This is a genomic window from Ancylobacter sonchi, assembly GCF_018390695.1.
Taxonomy (GTDB): domain Bacteria; phylum Pseudomonadota; class Alphaproteobacteria; order Rhizobiales; family Xanthobacteraceae; genus Ancylobacter; species Ancylobacter sonchi.
In genome coordinates, this window is the sequence record NZ_JAHBGF010000036.1 from 1 (window position 1) to 15638 (window position 15638).

General features: G+C 65.8%; 22 protein-coding genes. 11 read left to right on the top strand and 11 right to left on the bottom strand.

Annotation, left to right across the window (positions count from 1 at the left end):
• Positions 1 to 176 precede the first annotated feature (176 nt).
• Complete coding sequence (locus tag KHC28_RS20785) at positions 177 to 368, bottom strand: hypothetical protein (RefSeq protein ID WP_214010295.1); 192 nt, start codon at positions 366 to 368, stop codon at positions 177 to 179.
• A gap of 144 nt (positions 369 to 512) precedes the next feature.
• Between KHC28_RS20785 and KHC28_RS20790 the strand changes: the two genes are divergently transcribed.
• Together KHC28_RS20790 and KHC28_RS20795 are read left to right on the top strand one after the other, a co-directional pair.
• On the top strand, positions 513 to 722 hold the full coding sequence (locus KHC28_RS20790) for a cold-shock protein (RefSeq protein ID WP_214010296.1): 210 nt from the start codon (positions 513 to 515) through the stop codon (positions 720 to 722).
• A gap of 99 nt (positions 723 to 821) precedes the next feature.
• Positions 822 to 1040 carry a hypothetical protein gene (locus KHC28_RS20795; protein WP_214010297.1) on the top strand — a complete coding sequence of 73 codons (219 nt, stop codon included), beginning with the start codon at positions 822 to 824 and terminating at the stop codon, positions 1038 to 1040.
• Positions 1041 to 1065: 25 nt separating this feature from the next.
• Here the strand turns inward: KHC28_RS20795 and KHC28_RS20800 are convergent, their stop codons facing one another.
• Positions 1066 to 1260, bottom strand: coding sequence for a hypothetical protein (locus tag KHC28_RS20800; RefSeq protein ID WP_214010298.1), 195 nt, complete (start codon positions 1258 to 1260; stop codon positions 1066 to 1068).
• A 108-nt stretch (positions 1261 to 1368) separates the two neighbouring features.
• Between KHC28_RS20800 and KHC28_RS20805 the strand changes: the two genes are divergently transcribed.
• Positions 1369 to 1521: an ATP-binding cassette domain-containing protein gene (locus KHC28_RS20805; RefSeq protein ID WP_214010299.1), complete on the top strand. Its 153-nt coding sequence runs from the start codon at positions 1369 to 1371 to the stop codon at positions 1519 to 1521.
• 6 nt (positions 1522 to 1527) lie between these two features.
• Here the strand turns inward: KHC28_RS20805 and KHC28_RS20810 are convergent, their stop codons facing one another.
• Positions 1528 to 2493: a GlxA family transcriptional regulator gene (locus KHC28_RS20810; protein ID WP_214010300.1), complete on the bottom strand. Its 966-nt coding sequence runs from the start codon at positions 2491 to 2493 to the stop codon at positions 1528 to 1530.
• A gap of 299 nt (positions 2494 to 2792) precedes the next feature.
• Here KHC28_RS20810 and KHC28_RS20815 point away from each other — a divergent pair, with 299 nt between their 5' ends.
• The 8 genes from KHC28_RS20815 (at position 2793) to KHC28_RS20850 (ending at position 8314) form a co-directional block, all read left to right on the top strand.
• A complete protein-coding gene (locus KHC28_RS20815) occupies positions 2793 to 3101 on the top strand; it encodes a putative quinol monooxygenase (RefSeq protein WP_214010301.1) in 309 nt (102 codons plus the stop codon).
• A gap of 156 nt (positions 3102 to 3257) precedes the next feature.
• The gene (locus KHC28_RS20820; protein ID WP_214010302.1) at positions 3258 to 3590 is read left to right on the top strand and encodes a BufA1 family periplasmic bufferin-type metallophore; all 333 of its coding nucleotides are present in this window, start codon (positions 3258 to 3260) and stop codon (positions 3588 to 3590) included.
• 66 nt (positions 3591 to 3656) lie between these two features.
• Positions 3657 to 4556, top strand: coding sequence for an MNIO family bufferin maturase (gene bufB, locus KHC28_RS20825; protein ID WP_214010303.1), 900 nt, complete (start codon positions 3657 to 3659; stop codon positions 4554 to 4556).
• 17 nt (positions 4557 to 4573) lie between these two features.
• Entirely contained in the window at positions 4574 to 5563 is a 990-nt protein-coding gene (locus tag KHC28_RS20830) for a hypothetical protein (RefSeq protein WP_214010304.1), read from the top strand.
• Entirely contained in the window at positions 5560 to 6414 is an 855-nt protein-coding gene (locus tag KHC28_RS20835) for an HvfC/BufC N-terminal domain-containing protein (protein ID WP_214010305.1), read from the top strand. Before KHC28_RS20830 ends, KHC28_RS20835 begins: the two co-directional genes overlap by 4 nt.
• A complete protein-coding gene (locus KHC28_RS20840; RefSeq protein ID WP_214010306.1) occupies positions 6411 to 6923 on the top strand; it encodes a DoxX family protein in 513 nt (170 codons plus the stop codon). Before KHC28_RS20835 ends, KHC28_RS20840 begins: the two co-directional genes overlap by 4 nt.
• 72 nt (positions 6924 to 6995) lie before the next feature.
• Complete coding sequence (locus KHC28_RS20845) at positions 6996 to 7646, top strand: sigma-70 family RNA polymerase sigma factor (RefSeq protein WP_214010307.1); 651 nt, start codon at positions 6996 to 6998, stop codon at positions 7644 to 7646.
• Complete coding sequence (locus tag KHC28_RS20850; RefSeq protein ID WP_214010308.1) at positions 7646 to 8314, top strand: NrsF family protein; 669 nt, start codon at positions 7646 to 7648, stop codon at positions 8312 to 8314. Before KHC28_RS20845 ends, KHC28_RS20850 begins: the two co-directional genes overlap by 1 nt.
• Positions 8315 to 8373: 59 nt before the next feature.
• Here the strand turns inward: KHC28_RS20850 and KHC28_RS20855 are convergent, their stop codons facing one another.
• The 8 genes from KHC28_RS20855 to KHC28_RS20885 are packed head-to-tail and all read right to left on the bottom strand — an operon-like array spanning position 8374 to position 15627.
• A complete protein-coding gene (locus KHC28_RS20855) occupies positions 8374 to 9288 on the bottom strand; it encodes an autotransporter outer membrane beta-barrel domain-containing protein (protein WP_312893321.1) in 915 nt (304 codons plus the stop codon).
• On the bottom strand, positions 9170 to 9700 hold the full coding sequence (locus KHC28_RS27525) for a hypothetical protein (protein WP_246565077.1): 531 nt from the start codon (positions 9698 to 9700) through the stop codon (positions 9170 to 9172). The genes KHC28_RS20855 and KHC28_RS27525 overlap by 119 nt, the downstream gene beginning before the upstream one ends.
• Before the next feature lie 17 nt (positions 9701 to 9717).
• Positions 9718 to 10506, bottom strand: a complete 789-nt coding sequence (locus tag KHC28_RS20860) for an alpha/beta fold hydrolase (RefSeq protein ID WP_214010310.1) — start codon at positions 10504 to 10506, stop codon at positions 9718 to 9720.
• Positions 10507 to 10527: 21 nt separating this feature from the next.
• Positions 10528 to 11577: a proline racemase family protein gene (locus KHC28_RS20865; RefSeq protein ID WP_214010311.1), complete on the bottom strand. Its 1050-nt coding sequence runs from the start codon at positions 11575 to 11577 to the stop codon at positions 10528 to 10530.
• Positions 11578 to 11587: 10 nt separating this feature from the next.
• Positions 11588 to 12496: a dihydrodipicolinate synthase family protein gene (locus KHC28_RS20870; protein ID WP_214010312.1), complete on the bottom strand. Its 909-nt coding sequence runs from the start codon at positions 12494 to 12496 to the stop codon at positions 11588 to 11590.
• An 8-nt stretch (positions 12497 to 12504) separates the two neighbouring features.
• Positions 12505 to 14280 (bottom strand): cobalamin-dependent protein, encoded by a 1776-nt coding sequence (locus KHC28_RS20875; protein ID WP_214010313.1) that lies wholly within the window; start codon positions 14278 to 14280, stop codon positions 12505 to 12507.
• A 12-nt stretch (positions 14281 to 14292) separates the two neighbouring features.
• Positions 14293 to 14607, bottom strand: coding sequence for an NIPSNAP family protein (locus tag KHC28_RS20880; RefSeq protein ID WP_214010314.1), 315 nt, complete (start codon positions 14605 to 14607; stop codon positions 14293 to 14295).
• Between the two features lie 18 nt (positions 14608 to 14625).
• The gene (locus KHC28_RS20885; protein WP_214010315.1) at positions 14626 to 15627 is read right to left on the bottom strand and encodes a 4-hydroxyproline epimerase; all 1002 of its coding nucleotides are present in this window, start codon (positions 15625 to 15627) and stop codon (positions 14626 to 14628) included.
• Positions 15628 to 15638: the final 11 nt, after the last annotated feature.

Genomic DNA, 15638 nt, shown 5'->3' on the forward strand with positions numbered 1-15638 from the left:
ATAAACCACCGGCTCCAGCGGCCATCCTGTCCCTGAAGCCCTGCCAATCAAGCCAGGCCGAAAGGCCCACTATGCATTAGAGTCCAACCGGACCACTCAATAGGGGCAGGCCATTGGTTCCTGCCAATCGGTGGAGGCGAGATCTCGCGATTTACCCGCAGTCTGTCACCGCTCCCTCACGGCTTCAGCCTTGCCTCGACCTTGACCGTGTAGCCGGCCTTGGAAATCGTGTGCGTGGCCATCTCGATGACGAACTCGACGCCGACATTGTCGTTGTGCAAGGACGCTCGCCCCCAAGCTGGAAAGCGCCGCTTCCGCGGGCCGACGAAATAAAATTTCTCAACTATTGCAAGAATGCCATTTTCCATATAAGTTATCCATATCGATATTGTATGCTGAACTTTGTTTTAGCGCTCTCGCGCCGTGACGAACTTCCTCTCAAATCGATGGCGTTGTGACGTTCACCGATTGGTGAGCGGACAATTTTCTATGTCGTACAGAGGGAATTCGTAATGACGACAGGCGTTGTGAAATGGTTCAACAGTCAGAAGGGCTATGGTTTCATCCAGCCTGACGACGGTGGTAAGGACGTGTTCGTCCACATTTCGGCCGTCGAGCGTGCCGGAATGAATGACCTGCGCGATGGGCAGAAGGTTTCTTTTGAAATCGAGTCCGATCGCCGGACTGGCAAGCAGACTGCTGGAAGCCTGCAGGCCACGTGACGCGCCTAACGATACCTGACCGCGGATGTACCGGCAGGTCGTTTGGTGCAGTGGAAGGCCGGGATGCTCCCGGCCTTTTGCATTTGACAGGAGCCCGCGATGGCCAACCCGACTCGAGACACCCTCTTCAAGCCCAACCTCACCAAGACTGAAAGCAAGGCGGAATCGGTCTCACGCATCGCCAAATCGATGATCGAGCAGGATATGGCCAAGCGGGATGCCAAGACGGCGCGTCTCCGGGCCGCTCGCTTGGCGCAGGAAGCCGCGGAGCCCCCGGTGGTGCTCAAGTCGCGAAGCGCAAAGAAGAAGAGCTCCTAGGGCAGGCGCCCCCTCCGTAGCAGCGTCAGCGCGGCTGCACGGCGCACATCGCCGCCGGAATCCGGAAGGCGCACGCGGTGACCTTCCCCGCATCGTGATCGGTGGCCGCAAGAGCAATGCCGAAACGAACCGCGGCAGCAGCGTAAGACCGCTCGACCGACAGCAGGCGCAATCCCCGGAAGCCCCTGCCAAGGCCAAATTTCGGGTGGAAGTCGCTCAAGGAATGGCTGTGAAGCTTCCGCCGGCCGATCTGCCTGCGGGACGTTAGGCGCTCCGGTTAGATGGCGTCACGGCTGGCTATGGTGCCGCCACCCCGGTCGTCAAAGTCGTGTCCTTCGCAATGGTCGGCCCTGAACGGGTCGCGGTGACGGGGCCGAACGGTTTGGGCAAGACGACACTGCTCAAATTGCTTGCCGACGAGCTGGCTCCTTTGGCGGGCTATGTTTTTGTCTTCGTGGGCCACGCCATTCTCGACCCGTAACTTTTCTTATAATTTGGTTCTTGCCCGATAGATCGTCGGTGTCATTTGGGAAAATCGCTTAAAGCTCTTCCTGAAACTGCTATCGTCCTCGAAACCTGTGGCGAGAGCGATCTGCTTGATGCTCATCGAGCCCGCATCGAGCATGGTCCGCGCCATCTCGAAACGAATCCTGTCGATGAATCGTTTCGGTGCCTCGCCGGTGAGAGCCTGTAGGCGCCTATGCAACGTACGTTCGGAGAGCGCCAGCCGTTCCGCTAGTTCGCTCGTCGTTATCCTCCGGCCACGGACATGCCGGACGGTACGCTCGGCCTCCAGCAGAAACGGGTTGGATTCGGCGAGATGCCCGGCCGGGATGTAGACCGCCTGGCTCGATGGGGTCGTGTCCACCACGGCGAAGTCGGCGGCGAGACGCGCGGCCTCGGATCCGCACAGGATTCTCACGACGTGCAGGGATATGTCCGTCCATGACAGGGCACCGCCGGCGGTGATGACGCCGCCATCGTCGGTGAGCGCACCGCCCCAAGCGGCGTCGGCCCGAGGATAACGGCGCCTCAACTCGTCGTGCAGCCACCACGTCGTGGTGCAGCGACGGTCGTTCAACAGACCCGCCTCGCCGAGCAAATACACCCCGCCGCATGAACCGCAGGCAAGAGAACCACGCGCATGCTGGTAGCGGATCCATTCGGCAACCGGCTTGAACCCCGACATGTCCGGCAGCTTGAGCCTCTGCGGGACATGTCCTGGCACGAGAACGGCAGAAGCGGATGGGATGTCGTCGAGGCGGGCATCGACCTCCAGCCGCCGGCCATGACCGTCCATCACGGGACCACCATCCACGCTCGCCGTCAGAATGTCGAAGGGCACCTTGTCCGTATGGCTGGCTATGACGTCCCGCGCGAGAGAAAGCACATCGACGAAGCCGAGAAACCCGGAAGCAAGGCATCCATCGATGCCGATGACGACAATGTTCATGGCATGGCGACCGTGGCGGCTTTTGCCCCTTCATAGTCTAATCCGCCACCCTCCGACAGGGCGTAGGCCGCGCTACGGTTGATCGAGCTTCATCCGATCAACGCGGAGAAACCCATGCCGTCAAAGACGATCTCTCCAGTCATCATGCCGCTGGAACTGACCGGCCGATGCGGCTGCGCGAACGCGACAGTGATCCGGGCCTGAAACCGGCGCGGCGTTACCTCCGTGGGCCTCACGGCGAACCTCCATTGGCGAGGCCCAACGGCCACGCGGTCCAAGCGACAGAGAGGAAGGCAACCATGACAAGAATAGCGGGTGTCGTCGTGTTCAAGGCCAAGCCGGACCTGGGCGAAGAGGTAGCGAAGCGGATTGCGGCCGCACTGCCGGCCGTGGAGGCAGAGGCGGGCACGAGGCTCTGGCTTGTGCTGCGATCGAATACGGACACCGACAATATCTTCCTCGTCGACCTGTTCGACAGCGAGGCGAGCCTCGACGCCCACATGTCCGGCAGAGCGGCGAACCAGATCTTCGCCACCGTGCCCGAATTGTTGGTGGCCGAGCCGGAACTGCACCCGAGTGCGATCGTCGCCTCGAAGCCCGCCGCTTGAGCAAGGCGGAATCGGCAGCCCGAGCGGCCGCCCAAATTTTCTCCGGAGCAGAGTGACCTCCGAGAGCCTCGCGACGAACCACCTTACAGGCGCGCCGAACCGCCGCCATTCGCCAGCAGCAAGCGGCTTGCTGGCCTAATTTTCAGGAGAACCAACATGTCCGATCGTCTGATGTCCACTCTGGTTGCTGGCGCCTTCGCCGCGGCCTTCGGTACCCTCGCCGTCGTTCCGGCGAATGCGCAGGAATTCACGGCGCAGCAGAAGAAGATCCAGGCCGACAACACCGTGAAGGTGAAGTCCGGCGCCGTTCAGCCGTGTTTCGGCGTCGCGCTCAAGGGTCAGAACGACTGCTACGCCGGTGCCGGCAGCACCTGCGCGGGCACCAGCACCGCCGACTACCAGGGCAACGCCTTCAAGCTGGTTCCGACCGGCACCTGCACGGCGATCTCCACGCCGAACGGGATGGGCAGCCTCAAGCCCAAGGCCTGATCGACCGCTCGGCCGGGTCCGCAAGGGTCCGGCCATTTCCCTCCAGCGTCGGCCGAGGTGAACATCATGCCGGAAGCGATTTCAGAGCCGCATCTGACCACGATGCCGAAGCGAGCCGGCGTCGGTCTGAAGGCCGAGCACTACAGGACGATCCTGGAGACGTCGCCCGACATCGGTTTCTTCGAGGTCCACGCCGAGAACTACATGGGTACCGGCGGGCCGCCGCATCGCTACCTTTCCGCCATCCGCGAACGCTATCCGCTGTCGCTGCACGGCGTCGGGCTGTCGATCGGCGCGGACCGGCCTCTGGACAGGGATCATCTGGGTCGCCTGAGACAGTTGATCGATCGCTACTCGCCGGCACTGTTCTCGGAGCATCTTGCCTGGTCCAGCCACGAGGCCGGCTTCCTGAACGACCTGCTTCCTCTGCCCTACACGGATGAGACCCTCGCGCGCGTCGTCGAGCATGTCGATCAGGTGCAGGAGGCACTCGGGCGCCGGATGCTGCTGGAGAACCCGTCCACCTATCTGGCGTTCGCCGAGAGCACATGGAGCGAGACCGACTTCATCGCCGAGATCGTGCGCCGGAGCGGGTGCGGCCTCTTGCTCGACGTCAACAATGTTCACGTCGCCTGCACCAATCAGGACTGGGATCCGATCGCCTATCTCGATGCCTACCCGCTCTCCCACGTGCAGGAGATCCATCTGGCGGGCTTCGCGCCCGATGCCGATGAAGCAGGCCGCCCCCTGCTGATCGATGCCCATGACCGCCCGGTCGATGAAACCGTCTGGGGGCTGTTCGCCCACGCCATCGAGCGGATCGGCCCGGTCCCGACCCTGATCGAGTGGGACGCCAACGTGCCTGACTGGCCGGTGCTGAAGACCGAAGCGGAGCGCGCGGAACTCCTCATGGCCGACATTGACGGCGTGCGGCGACGCGCACCGGCCTTGAACCACGCCCACTGAACCCGGAGGAGGATCGCATGCCGGCGCGCAGAATTGCCGTCTACTATGCCTGGAGCCGGCCGGAAGAGACCGGAGTTCCGCTCGATGTCATCGAGAACCGCTTTCCAGCGCTCTTCGAGAGCCGCCGCATGCTGTATCCGCGCTTCGAGGAACTGAGCGATCCGTCGCGCTTCGACCAGGGTATCGCCGGTTTTCTCGATCACATCATGAGGCAGAATTTCGCCGCGTTCGTGAAGCTCGGAGAGGCGATCACCGGGCATCCGGTCGTGGAGATCGAGCGTGTCGGCGGCGATGGCCGGCTCGTGCCGCTGGTGCGGGCCACCCTCGAAGACATCGATACCCTCATCGTCATCAGCTTCGATTCCCTGCGAACCCGGCAGCAGGCAAGTCCGGCCGAGGTCGATTTCGTCCGCTCGTTCCTTTCCGTGCCGGATCACCTGCTGTTCGTCGGCCCGCACCACGACATCGGCGAGGAAGAGCCGGGTTCGCATGAGGAACTCGTCGCCCGGCAGGTCGCGGATTTCCTGCATCATGGCGACAAGACCATCCCGCCGCGACAGGGGTTCGGCGGGTTCGGACGGTCGTTGCTCACCGACCTCGGCGTTCCCGTGGAGAACCGGTTCGGTCTGCGTCCTGCCGCCGAGCCGGACGGCACCCCGTCGCCGATTGACGTGGACGCATCTCTCGATCGTCTCCACCTGCTTTCGGGCGTTCCCACCTTCAATCTTCATGCGCATCTTCCGCATTTCGAGCGCATGGCCGGGGCCGTCGCGACGCTCGACGTGCTGGCGCGCCAGAAGATCGATCTCGCGGCTCCGCCCCATCCCTTCACGGCCGGCGGCCGCGCGACGTTCGATGCCCTATTGCAATCGAAGCCGACTACGTTCGCTGGCACATTGCTGGTCGGCGACGCGACCCTGTGGAGTTCGACGGCTGGCGGCGTCGACAGCCTCCGAAGCTTCTGGACCAACGTGGTCGGGCGTCCCAGTCGAGAGGGCCACCGATGATCGGATCGACCGGCATCACGGCGTCGACTCTTGGAGGGCCGAGGCAGGCGGACGGCACGTGCGGGCTCGCCACCCGACAGGCCGACTTCGCTCGTGCGATCCTCGATCCGGTCAAGCCGCCGCCGGCCGGCCTGATCGGTCCCGATGGGCACCCCAGCGAGAAGCGCTTCGCCGTCTATCGAAACAATGTCGTCGTCGGGCTGATCGAGACGCTGAAGGCGGCCTATCCGGTGGTCCGGCGCCTGGTCGGTGAGGAGTTCTTCTCCGCCATGGCGCGCCTCTACGTGGTTGCGGAGCCTCCGGCATCCCCGATCATGCTCGACTATGGGGCCGGCTTTCCCGCCTTCATCACCCGCTTCGAGCCTGCCGCCGTGCTTGCCTATCTCCCCGATGTCGGGCGTCTTGAGCGGGCATGGGTGGAAGCCTACCACGCGGCCGAAGCCTCGCCGCTGTCACCAGCCGCTCTTGGCCACGTGCCGCCGGGCGATGTCCCGACGATGCGACTGACGCTCCACCCATCCGTTCGCATCGTCCGGTCGGCCTTTCCGATTGTGAGCATCTGGCAGGCAAATGTGGGGGGCAACGATGCCGGGACCGTCGATATCGATGCGGGGGGAGAAGACGCGCTCGTCGCCCGTCCCGAGGCAGAGGTCGAGATCCGGTGTCTGCCGGCGGGCGCTGCCGCCTTCATGGAAGCATTGCGAGCGGGGTCGCCGATCGTCGATGCGATGAAGAAAGGATTGTTTGCCAGCCCGCGCTTCGATCTCGCGACCGCGCTGCGGGGCATGATCGAGGCAAACGTGATCGTGGGCTATGACCTGCCGCCGGTACGCTCGATGGGGGCGGCATGAGCACGTCGCCGACCGTGTGGAGCCGAACGTTTTCAGCGATCCGTCGCGTGCATCTCGGGATGGAAGCTTTTGCGTGGCACCTCGCACCTCCGGTGTTGCGGGTTGCCCTGGCGCTTCCCTTCCTCCGTTCCGGCCTGACGCGATGGGACGGTTTCCTGTCCCTCTCGGCGGGAACGCAATTCCTGTTCGAGGAGCAGTTCAGGTTGCATGTCTTCGGCGGGGAGTATGCGTTTCCCGCGCCCGATCAGCTGGCGCTGGCGACGGCGATCGCCGAGATCGCGCTGCCCATCCTGCTGATCGTCGGCCTCGGAACGCGCCTTGCCGCGCTCGGCCTATTGGCCATGACCGGCGTGATCCAGCTGGTGTTCCCCGATGGCTGGGTCAATTTCCACCTGTATTGGGCCGCTATGGCCATAAGCATCATCGCGATTGGTCCCGGCGTCATCTCCCTCGACCACTGGATCGCCAAGGGTGACATCCAATTGGACCCGCCGGAGGCGCGGCAATGATGCGCCATGGCCTTCATATCGAGCCCCGGAGCGATGGCTCACGTGCATATGCCATCTCGCGGAGGCGTCGAGATGCCAGATGAGCGGCGGCGGCGTCTGACGCTGGTGGCCACGGATGGCGAAGCGACCGCAGAGGACGCCAAGAGCGCGTCGCGGTCACCGGAGGCCTCGGCTTCCCGCGATCTCGATTGGTCGATTCTCATGGCGCATGCGCAGGACGGCGATAATGTCGCCTATCTTCGCCTTCTCCAGGAGATCGCCCCCTATCTCAGGTCGCTGGTTAGGCGCTGGCACAAGGACGCTTGGGATATCGAAGATACCGTGCAGGACATCTTGCTGACCCTTCATACGATCCGGCACACCTACGATCCCGCACGTCCGTTCGGTCCCTGGCTGGTCGGCATCGCCAATCGCCGTGCCATCGACCGCCTGCGTCGGCGAGGCCGGCAGGTGCTGCGCGAGGCACCGCTCACCGTCGAACATGAGGCAACCGCTGCTGCGCCCGACAGCCACGACGACGAACTCGACAAGCATCGACTGACCGAGGCTCTCGGCGGCCTGCCCCCGATCCAGCGAACCGCCGTCGATCTGCTCAAGCTCAAGGAAATGTCCCTGAAGGAAGCCTCCGAGGCGACCGGGCTGTCGATCGCGTCGCTGAAGATGGCGACCCATCGGGCGTTGCGGAACTTGCGGTCCCTGCTCTCGGACCGGAGGGATTGGTGATGGACACGTCCGATCTGATCCGCTCGCTCGCCACCAATGCTCCGGCGGTGAAACGCCTTCGCCCGCCGCTGGTTCGTGCTCTTGGCTGGCTCCTTCTCGCGGCTGTGATCATGGGACTCATGACGGTCAGCCATGGCGTGCGGCCGCAATTTGCCGAGCGCATGCAGGACACCGTGTTCGCCATCAACATGATCGCGTCGCTCCTGACCGGCGTCCTTGCGACGATCGCCACCTTCTTCGCGAGCCTGCCCGATCGGTCGCGCGGGTGGCTTCTTCTGCCGGTTCCACCGCTCGTCGTCTGGCTGTCGACCATCGGCTACCAGTGCTTCGCCGGCTGGGTGCCGGTGCCGCCGGGCGCTATCACGGTCGAAGCCGCGTCCGGTTGCCTCGCTACGCTCATCCTGACCAGCCTGCCACTTTCGTTGCTGATGTTGGCGATGCTGCGTTACGCGGCAGCGCTACGTCCCACATCGATCATCCTGATGGGGAGTCTCGCGGTCTCGGCCATCACCTCGACGGCCCTGTCGATGTTCCACCCGCTCGATGCGACCGCGATGATTCTGGGATGGAACCTGGGAACGGCCGTGCTGTTCCTTGCTGGCGCGGCCCTCCTCAGTCGGAACATGTCGAAGGCGGGAGCTGGGAAGGAAGATAGAACGTCTCGATAGCGCCAAGAGCCGGCTTTCACTAGCCGCGGGAAACGGGCGTTGACGCGGCGATGATCCCCTTACCAACGCACCCTGAGTGTCCCGCTGCCGCCGAGGACGCTGTAGCCGGAGCCAAGCTGGCCGTCGAAGCCCAGGGAAAAGGTCGTGTTCGAACCCGCACAGATGTGCACGCCCGCATGGATGTCCGCCGCATCGGAGACGGTGGGAAGGGCGCTGTCCGAGAATGAGATGTCGGGCAACTCCGCGAAGCTGCACGGCACGTCCTGATCCGGACTGAAGTCGCGCATCCAGGCGAGCTTCAGAAACGGCGTCAAAACCGCACCGCCCTGCAATTTCCAGAAGCTCTCGAGTTGCACCCCGAGGAAGACGGGCAGCGCCGTGATCGGCACCTCATCATGGGACAGGCCGGCGCCATATCCCGGGAAACACTCGTCGGCTCCGCCTTGCCAGAGATGCATGGACTGGAACGCGGCGAACGGGGTGATCTTTGCCGCCATGCCCGGCAGATCGAAGCTGTAGCCGGCCTCGATCCGGCCCGCGAGGACAGTGCTGTCGAAGCCCGTTGAGGTGCTGAGGCCGAGGCCCAGATCGAAGAAATCCCGGTCGAAGTCGGCATGGCTGTAGCCGAACGATCCCGACACGGCGACATAGGCCGGCCCGAAGCGCTCCATGGCATAGAGGGCAACGCCGCCATAGGCGTTGGTGACGCTGGCGCCATATTGCGAGGCCGTGAGGTCGGTCCGCGAGAGGTTGACGGCGAGACCCATCAGGGGCGGGCTGTCGGCCAGCTCCCTGTCCCAGCCGGCGGTGCCGCCATAGATCTGGCCGGAAAGACCGCCCTCGTGGCTACCGTGCCTATCGGCGCGCCCCAGACGTGGCGGCCGCCAGTCTGAGTATCGTCGGAGGTCGACAACACGCCGGAGGTGGCGAATGGCCTGCCGACAGGATGCCGGTAGACAGGTTGTGCAGGAGATTGTCTTGCCCGGCGGCAAGGCTGAGATCGCCCCGGATGGCACCGCCATTCGTCACGACGGCGAAGCCGGTTGTGGTGGCAATGGCGCGGTCCGTCGCGCCGGCGGCGGTGAACAGCGAACAGTAATTGGTAATGGAGTTCTCGGGTCCGTCGCGGGTGATCGCCGTGCCACCCGGCCCGCCGACGATGCCGACGCCGGCCGCGACGTCGATGATGGGGTCACCACTGCCCTGGGCATACACGGTGGTCGCGCCGATGCCTGAAGCGCTGATGCTGGCATTGGCATTTACCGTCACCTTGCCACCGTCGCCGCTGCCGACTCCGCCGAGCACCATCGTCCCGGTTGGAGACGTCATGCCGCCGCCGATGGACCGGGCCGCCATACCGACGGCGCTCGCCGCCGCACCCGGCATCGTCGGACACGCCCGTGCTAGACCGACAGGAAATCCTCGACCCGTCGGGCGAACGCCTCGGCACGCGTGCGCGGGTAGAAATGCCCGCCGTCAAGCGCGACGAGCTCGGCGCCCGGAATGGCGCCGGCGATACGCTCCGACTGTCCGAACAGGATCATCTCGTCGTCCCGCGCGCCCACCACCAGCGTCGGCGCCGTGATGCGGCCGAGATCGGCGGCGCGATCATAGGCGAGCAGCATGCGAATGCGGGCCGCCGTCACCGCCAGCGGCGCCAGCGCCTCCGCCGCCCGGCCGATGGCAGCGTCGAGCTCCGCCTCATGGGCGGCGATCCAGTCGGCGTCATAGCCGAGCACATGGGTGAAGGCCTGGTAGATCTCCGGCCGCCCCGCCTCCAGCAAGGCCAGCCGCGCCTCGAAGAGGGTGCGGAACCGCGCATCCGGCCCCGGCCAGCTGCCGGAGATCACGATCCGCCCGGTCCGCTCTGCCGCATCGAGGGCGAGCGTCTGCACCACCGTGCCGCCGGTGGAATGGCCGAGGAGATGCGCCCGCGCGCACCCCTCCCCGTCCATGATCTCCAGGACGTCGCGGCCAATGCGCTCGATCGTGTAGGGGCCGTCCGGCCTGTCGCTGCGCCCGGCGCCGCGATGGTCGACGAGGATGAGTCGGAAACGCGCTTCCAGCTGCGCCGCCACCGGCTCCCAGAAGCGCCCGTCGCCGCCGAGGCCGGGGATCAGCACCACGGTGGGGCCGCTGCCGCGCACATCGTAGTGCACGCGGCAGCCATCGGAGGTGGTGATCAACGGCATGGCAAGACCTCCCCGGATCGCTCAGATCGGCTGTTCGCCGGTGTAGCCCGGCCAGGTGTCGCCCAGCCGGTAGCCGTCCGGGAACGGATCGGTCGGGTCGAGCACATATTGATGGAAGGCGGTGATCCAGGCCGGCCCGGTGATGGTCGGCAGCACGGCCGGCACGCCGGCGAGTTCGGTGGCGCCGCGCAGCTGGCCGATGAACTCGGTGCCGATCAGCGAGCGATGCACGAAGCGCTCACCGACCGCGAGCTGGCCGCGCGCGTGCAGCACCGCCATGCGGGCGCAGGTGCCGGTGCCGCAGGGCGAGCGATCGTGCCGGCCCGGCGAGACGATGACGGTGTTCTTCGAGGTCAGCCCATCGGCGGTGCGTTCCAGAGGGCCGGCGAACAGCGTCTGGTTGATGGTGTGGATCTCCGGATTCTCCGGGTGAACCGCCGGCACCTGCTCGGCCGCCGCCTTCTTGATCCGCTCGCCGACCTCGACCAGCTCGCCGGCCTCCTTCAGGTCAAGCGAATAGCCGAGGCTCGCCGCGTCGACGATGGCGTAGATCATGCCGCCATAAGCGACGTCGACGTTGATCGTGCCGAGGCCGGGCACGTCCACCTTGGCATCGAGCGCGAAGACGAAGCCGGGTACGTTGTCGAAGGTGACGTTGACGCATTTGCCGTCGCGGCATTCGGCCGAGACCTTCACCAGCCCGGCCGGCGCCTCCATGATCAGCTCGGTGACCGGCTCCTGCATCGGGATCATGCCGGTCTCGAGCAGCACGGTGACGGTGCAGATCGTGTTGGTGCCCGACATCGGCACATAATAGTTCGACTCGATGATGACGAAGCCGGCATCGGCTTCCGGCCGGGTCGGCGGCAGCACGAGGTTCACGCATTGCGAGACGCGGCCGCGCGGCTCGTTCAGCAGGAACTTGCGCAGCTCGTCGCGATGCGCCTGCACATATTGCATCTTCTCGAACATGGTCTTGCCGGGGACGTCGCGGACGCCCCCGGTGATGACCTCGTTGAGCTCGCCGGCCGCATGGGCGCCGACCACGGTGATCATGCGGCTGAAGCGCATCGCTCTCTCCTCAGGCCGCGCTGCGCTGCGAGGCGGCAAGCGCCTTCACGGTCGCCTCGATCACGCCGAGCACCCGCTCGCGCTCGGCACCGACCAGCGGCAGGCGCGGCGCGCGCACCCATTCCGGCGCGCCATAGACCACCTGCTCGGCGATCTTGATGTACTGCACCAGCTTCACATCCGTATCGAGGTGGAAGGCGGGGGTGAGGATGCGGTAGAGAGCGCGCGCCTCGTCGAACTTGCCGGCCTTGCACAGGTTGAACAGCCGGACGCATTCCACCGGCCAGGCATTGGTCATGCCCGATACCCAGCCGGTGACGCCGAGCGCCGCGCTTTCCAGGAGCAGGTCGTCGACGCCGCAGAACACCGAGAAGCGGTCGCCGCACTCATTATAGAGGTCGGTGACGCGGCGGATGTCGCCGGTCTCTTCCTTGATGCAGACGATGTTCTTCACGTCGACGAGGTCGTTGAGGATCGCCGGGGTGACATCGACGCCATAGGCGATCGGGTTGTTGTAGATCATGATCGGCAGGCCGCAGCCGGTGCCGAGCGTGCGGTACCACGCCGCCGTTTCGCGCGGGTCGCTCTTGTAGGCGATGGAGGGGAACGCCATCAGCCCCTCGGCGCCGAGCTTCTCATAGTGCCGGGCCGAGGCGAGCGCGTCGGCCATGCCGACATGGGCGAGGCCGGAGAGCAGCGGCACGCGGCCGGCGACGACTTCCTTGGCGGCGAGGATGACGGATTCGCGCTCGGCGGCGGTGAGCGAGGCGTTCTCGCCCAGCATCGGCAGCACGATGACGCCCGAGACGCCGCTCTTGATCAGCCGGTCGATGCTGGACTGGGTGGCGGCGAGGTCGACGCTCTCGTCCTGCTTCAGCTTGGTGGTGACGGCGGGAAAGACTCCGGTCCAGCGGGTCATGGCGTTTCCTATGGCGTTGGGAAGGTGTTGGCGAGTTCGGCGAGAAGGCCGGTGAGGTCGTCCGGCGTGTCGCAGGGCACGACGCCGATGCGGCGGATATCGTCACGGACATCGACCGGAAGGCCGGAATTGCTGTCGTCCGGCACCTGGTTGAGCCGGCCGCCGATGCACACCGGCAGGTCGGCGCCGGCACGGGCGAGCGCCTCCTTGACCTCGCGCGCATAGCGCAGCGCGACGCCGTTATAGGTGCTGATCGCGATCAGGTCGGCCTTCGCCGCCAGCGCGGAGGCGACGAGATCGTCGGCATCGACGGAGGTGCCGCCGTCGACCACCGCGACGCCGAGTTGATCCAGCGTGCGGGCGATGAGGTTCTTGCCGTGCTCATGCACGTCGCTCGACGCCACGCAGGCCACCGGGCGCCAGCCGGCAATGCGGGCGACGGCTTCAGGCGGCACGCGCGCGGCCCAGCCGCGGGCATCGTGCTCCAGCTCCTCCACCCATTCGGCGAGCGCCACCGAGCGGCGGCCGCTCCAGGCGGCGGCATCCGGCTCGCCGGCGCCAAAGGCCGCCTCCAGCCGCTTCGGTCCGATGGCGCGCAGGGCGAACATCAGTTCGGCCGGGTCGGCGGTATCGATGCCGGCCTCGGCCAGTCCGGCCAGCGTGCGGGATGCGAAGAGCCGTCCGCCCTCCACCAGCCGGTCGGCGAGCGTGTCGACGGGGGCGAGGTCGATCAGCCCGGCGGAAGCACCGGCATGCTGGGCAAGGCGATGGGCGAACAGCTGCGCGTCGATGATCTCGTCGATGTCGGGGATGCGCTCGTTCTCGGTCACCGGCACCGGATTGATCGCGTGGCCCGAATGGGCGCGTGTGAGCGCCCAGATATCGGCCTGCAGATAGCTCGCAAGGCTCGCATAATTGCCGGCGGCGGTGGATTTGTAGCTCACCGTGTTGCCGAAGATCATGGTGCCCGGCGTATCGGTCACCTTCGCCAGTGCGGCATGGAAGGCCAGGCGCACCAGCGGTGCGGTGAAATGGTGGCCGAAGCAGTGCGAGAGCCGCGCGCCGATCAGCGTCTCGACGATGTGCTTCTCGACCAGCACCATGCCGAGCGCCGAGCTCATGTCGGAGAACAGCCCGGCAAAGCCGTCGTCGAGATTGGAATGCACCAGCACCTCCACCGGCTGCGCGGCGATAAGGCCGAGCGCGGTGACGGTGGCATGGGTGGTGGCGACGTCGTCGTCCCAGTCCGGCAGGCGGAAGGTGAAATACTGGCCGAGATTGCCGATGGCGGTGGCGCCGGCCGCCAGCGCACCTTTGGTGTTGTCGAGCGCGCCGGGCAGGCCGAGCATGAAGTCGCCGAAATGCGCAGCGGCGGGCGCGGCATTGGTGATGCGGGCGAAGCTTTCCGCCCCCTCCAGCACGATGCCGGTGCCGCGCCGGCTGCCCTGCCTCAGTTCGGGCGGATAGCCCATCGACATGTCGAGGGTGATGCCGAAACGGTCGACCCGCGCGCCATGACGGGCAGCGGCCGCATGCACCTCGGCGATGGCCGTCACGGTGCGCTCGACGCTGCGAAAGCCGATATGGGCGTGCTGCATGATGCGCCCGGCCGCCGCCTCGCGACGCTTGTACTCCGCTTCGCTGGCGACGCCGTGCGCGTCGAGGAAGGCATTGCGGCCTACCGTCCATTCCCGCGCCAGCGCCCGCCCCTCGGCGACGAGATCGCGTCCCGGCCGTAGAGTCGGCGGGATCAACTGGTCGCGGGAGGGGAGCGGCGCGGTCACGGGTGGTCTCCGTCAGCGCATCGGCGAGAGCGGCGTCGGCGCCAATATGCGCGTCTGCTGGCTCTGGATCATGCCCTTGATCGCGGCGAGGTAGTCCTGCCACGGCTCATGCACGAGCATCTTCGCCCGGCGTGCCTCGCGGTCGGCCATGCTGTCATAGCGCCAGAGCGCGACGACATGGTTCAGCTCGCCGATCTCGGTGACGAAATGGCCAACGAACGTGCCGAGAAACTGCTTCTGGATATCAAGACCGAGCGTCTCGTAGGTCTTGATGAAGTCGCCCATGCGGCCGGGTACGATGTGGTAGTCGCGTTCCTCGAGGATCATGGCTCGCCCCTCCCTGCCTCACGCCAGCTGGAAGCCGAAGGCGAGCGGGTCGCGCTCGTCGACGGTAATGGTGTTGTGGCCATAGACCCGCGCCCAGCCGCCGATGCTGGGGCGGATGGCCGGGCGCCCGGCGACTTCCGCCGCGGTTTCCACCCGGCCGTGGAACAGCGTGCCGATGATGCTCTCATGCACGAACTCGTCGCCGACCTTCAAAAGCCCCTTGGCGACGCGCTGCGCCATGCGCGAGGAAGTGCCGGTGCCGCAGGGCGAGCGGTCGATGCCCTTGTCGCCGTAGAACACAGCGTTGCGGGCATGCGCCTCAGGGTGCTTCGGCCCGTCCGCCCACATCACATGGCTGACGCCGTTGATGCGTGGATCCTCGGGGTGCACAGGGGCCACCGCCTTCTGCACCGCCGCCCGCACGATCGGGCTCCATTTCAGGATGTCCTCGGCGCTCATGCCGTCGAGGCCAGCCCAGTTCTTCTGCGGCTCGACGATGGCGTAATAGTTGCCGCCATAGGAGACGTCGACGACCAGTTCGCCGAAGCCGGGAATGTCGACGGTGACACCCTCGGCATGCAGGTAGCTCGGGATGTTGAACAGCCGCACCTGGTCGACGAAGCGGCCATTGCGGGTATACTCGACCTCGACCCTGCCGGCCGGCACTTCCAGCGCCAGCTTGCCTTCGATGCGCGGCACCACGAAGCCCTGCTCCAGCGCCACGGTCACGGTGCCGATGGTGCCATGGCCGCACATGGGCAGGCAGCCGGACACCTCGATGAACAGCACGCCCAGCTCGCAATCCTCCCGCAAGGGCGGATAGAGAATCGAGCCGGACATCACGTCATGGCCGCGCGGCTCGAACATCAGCGCCTTGCGTACCCAGTCATGGTCGCGCAGGAAGATCTGCCGCTTCTCGGCCATCGGCACGTTGGGCAGCAGCGGCGCGCCGCCGGCGACCACACGCACCGGGTTGCCGCAGGTATGGGCGTCGACGCAGAGGAAAGTGTGCGGGTTCATGACGGACTCGG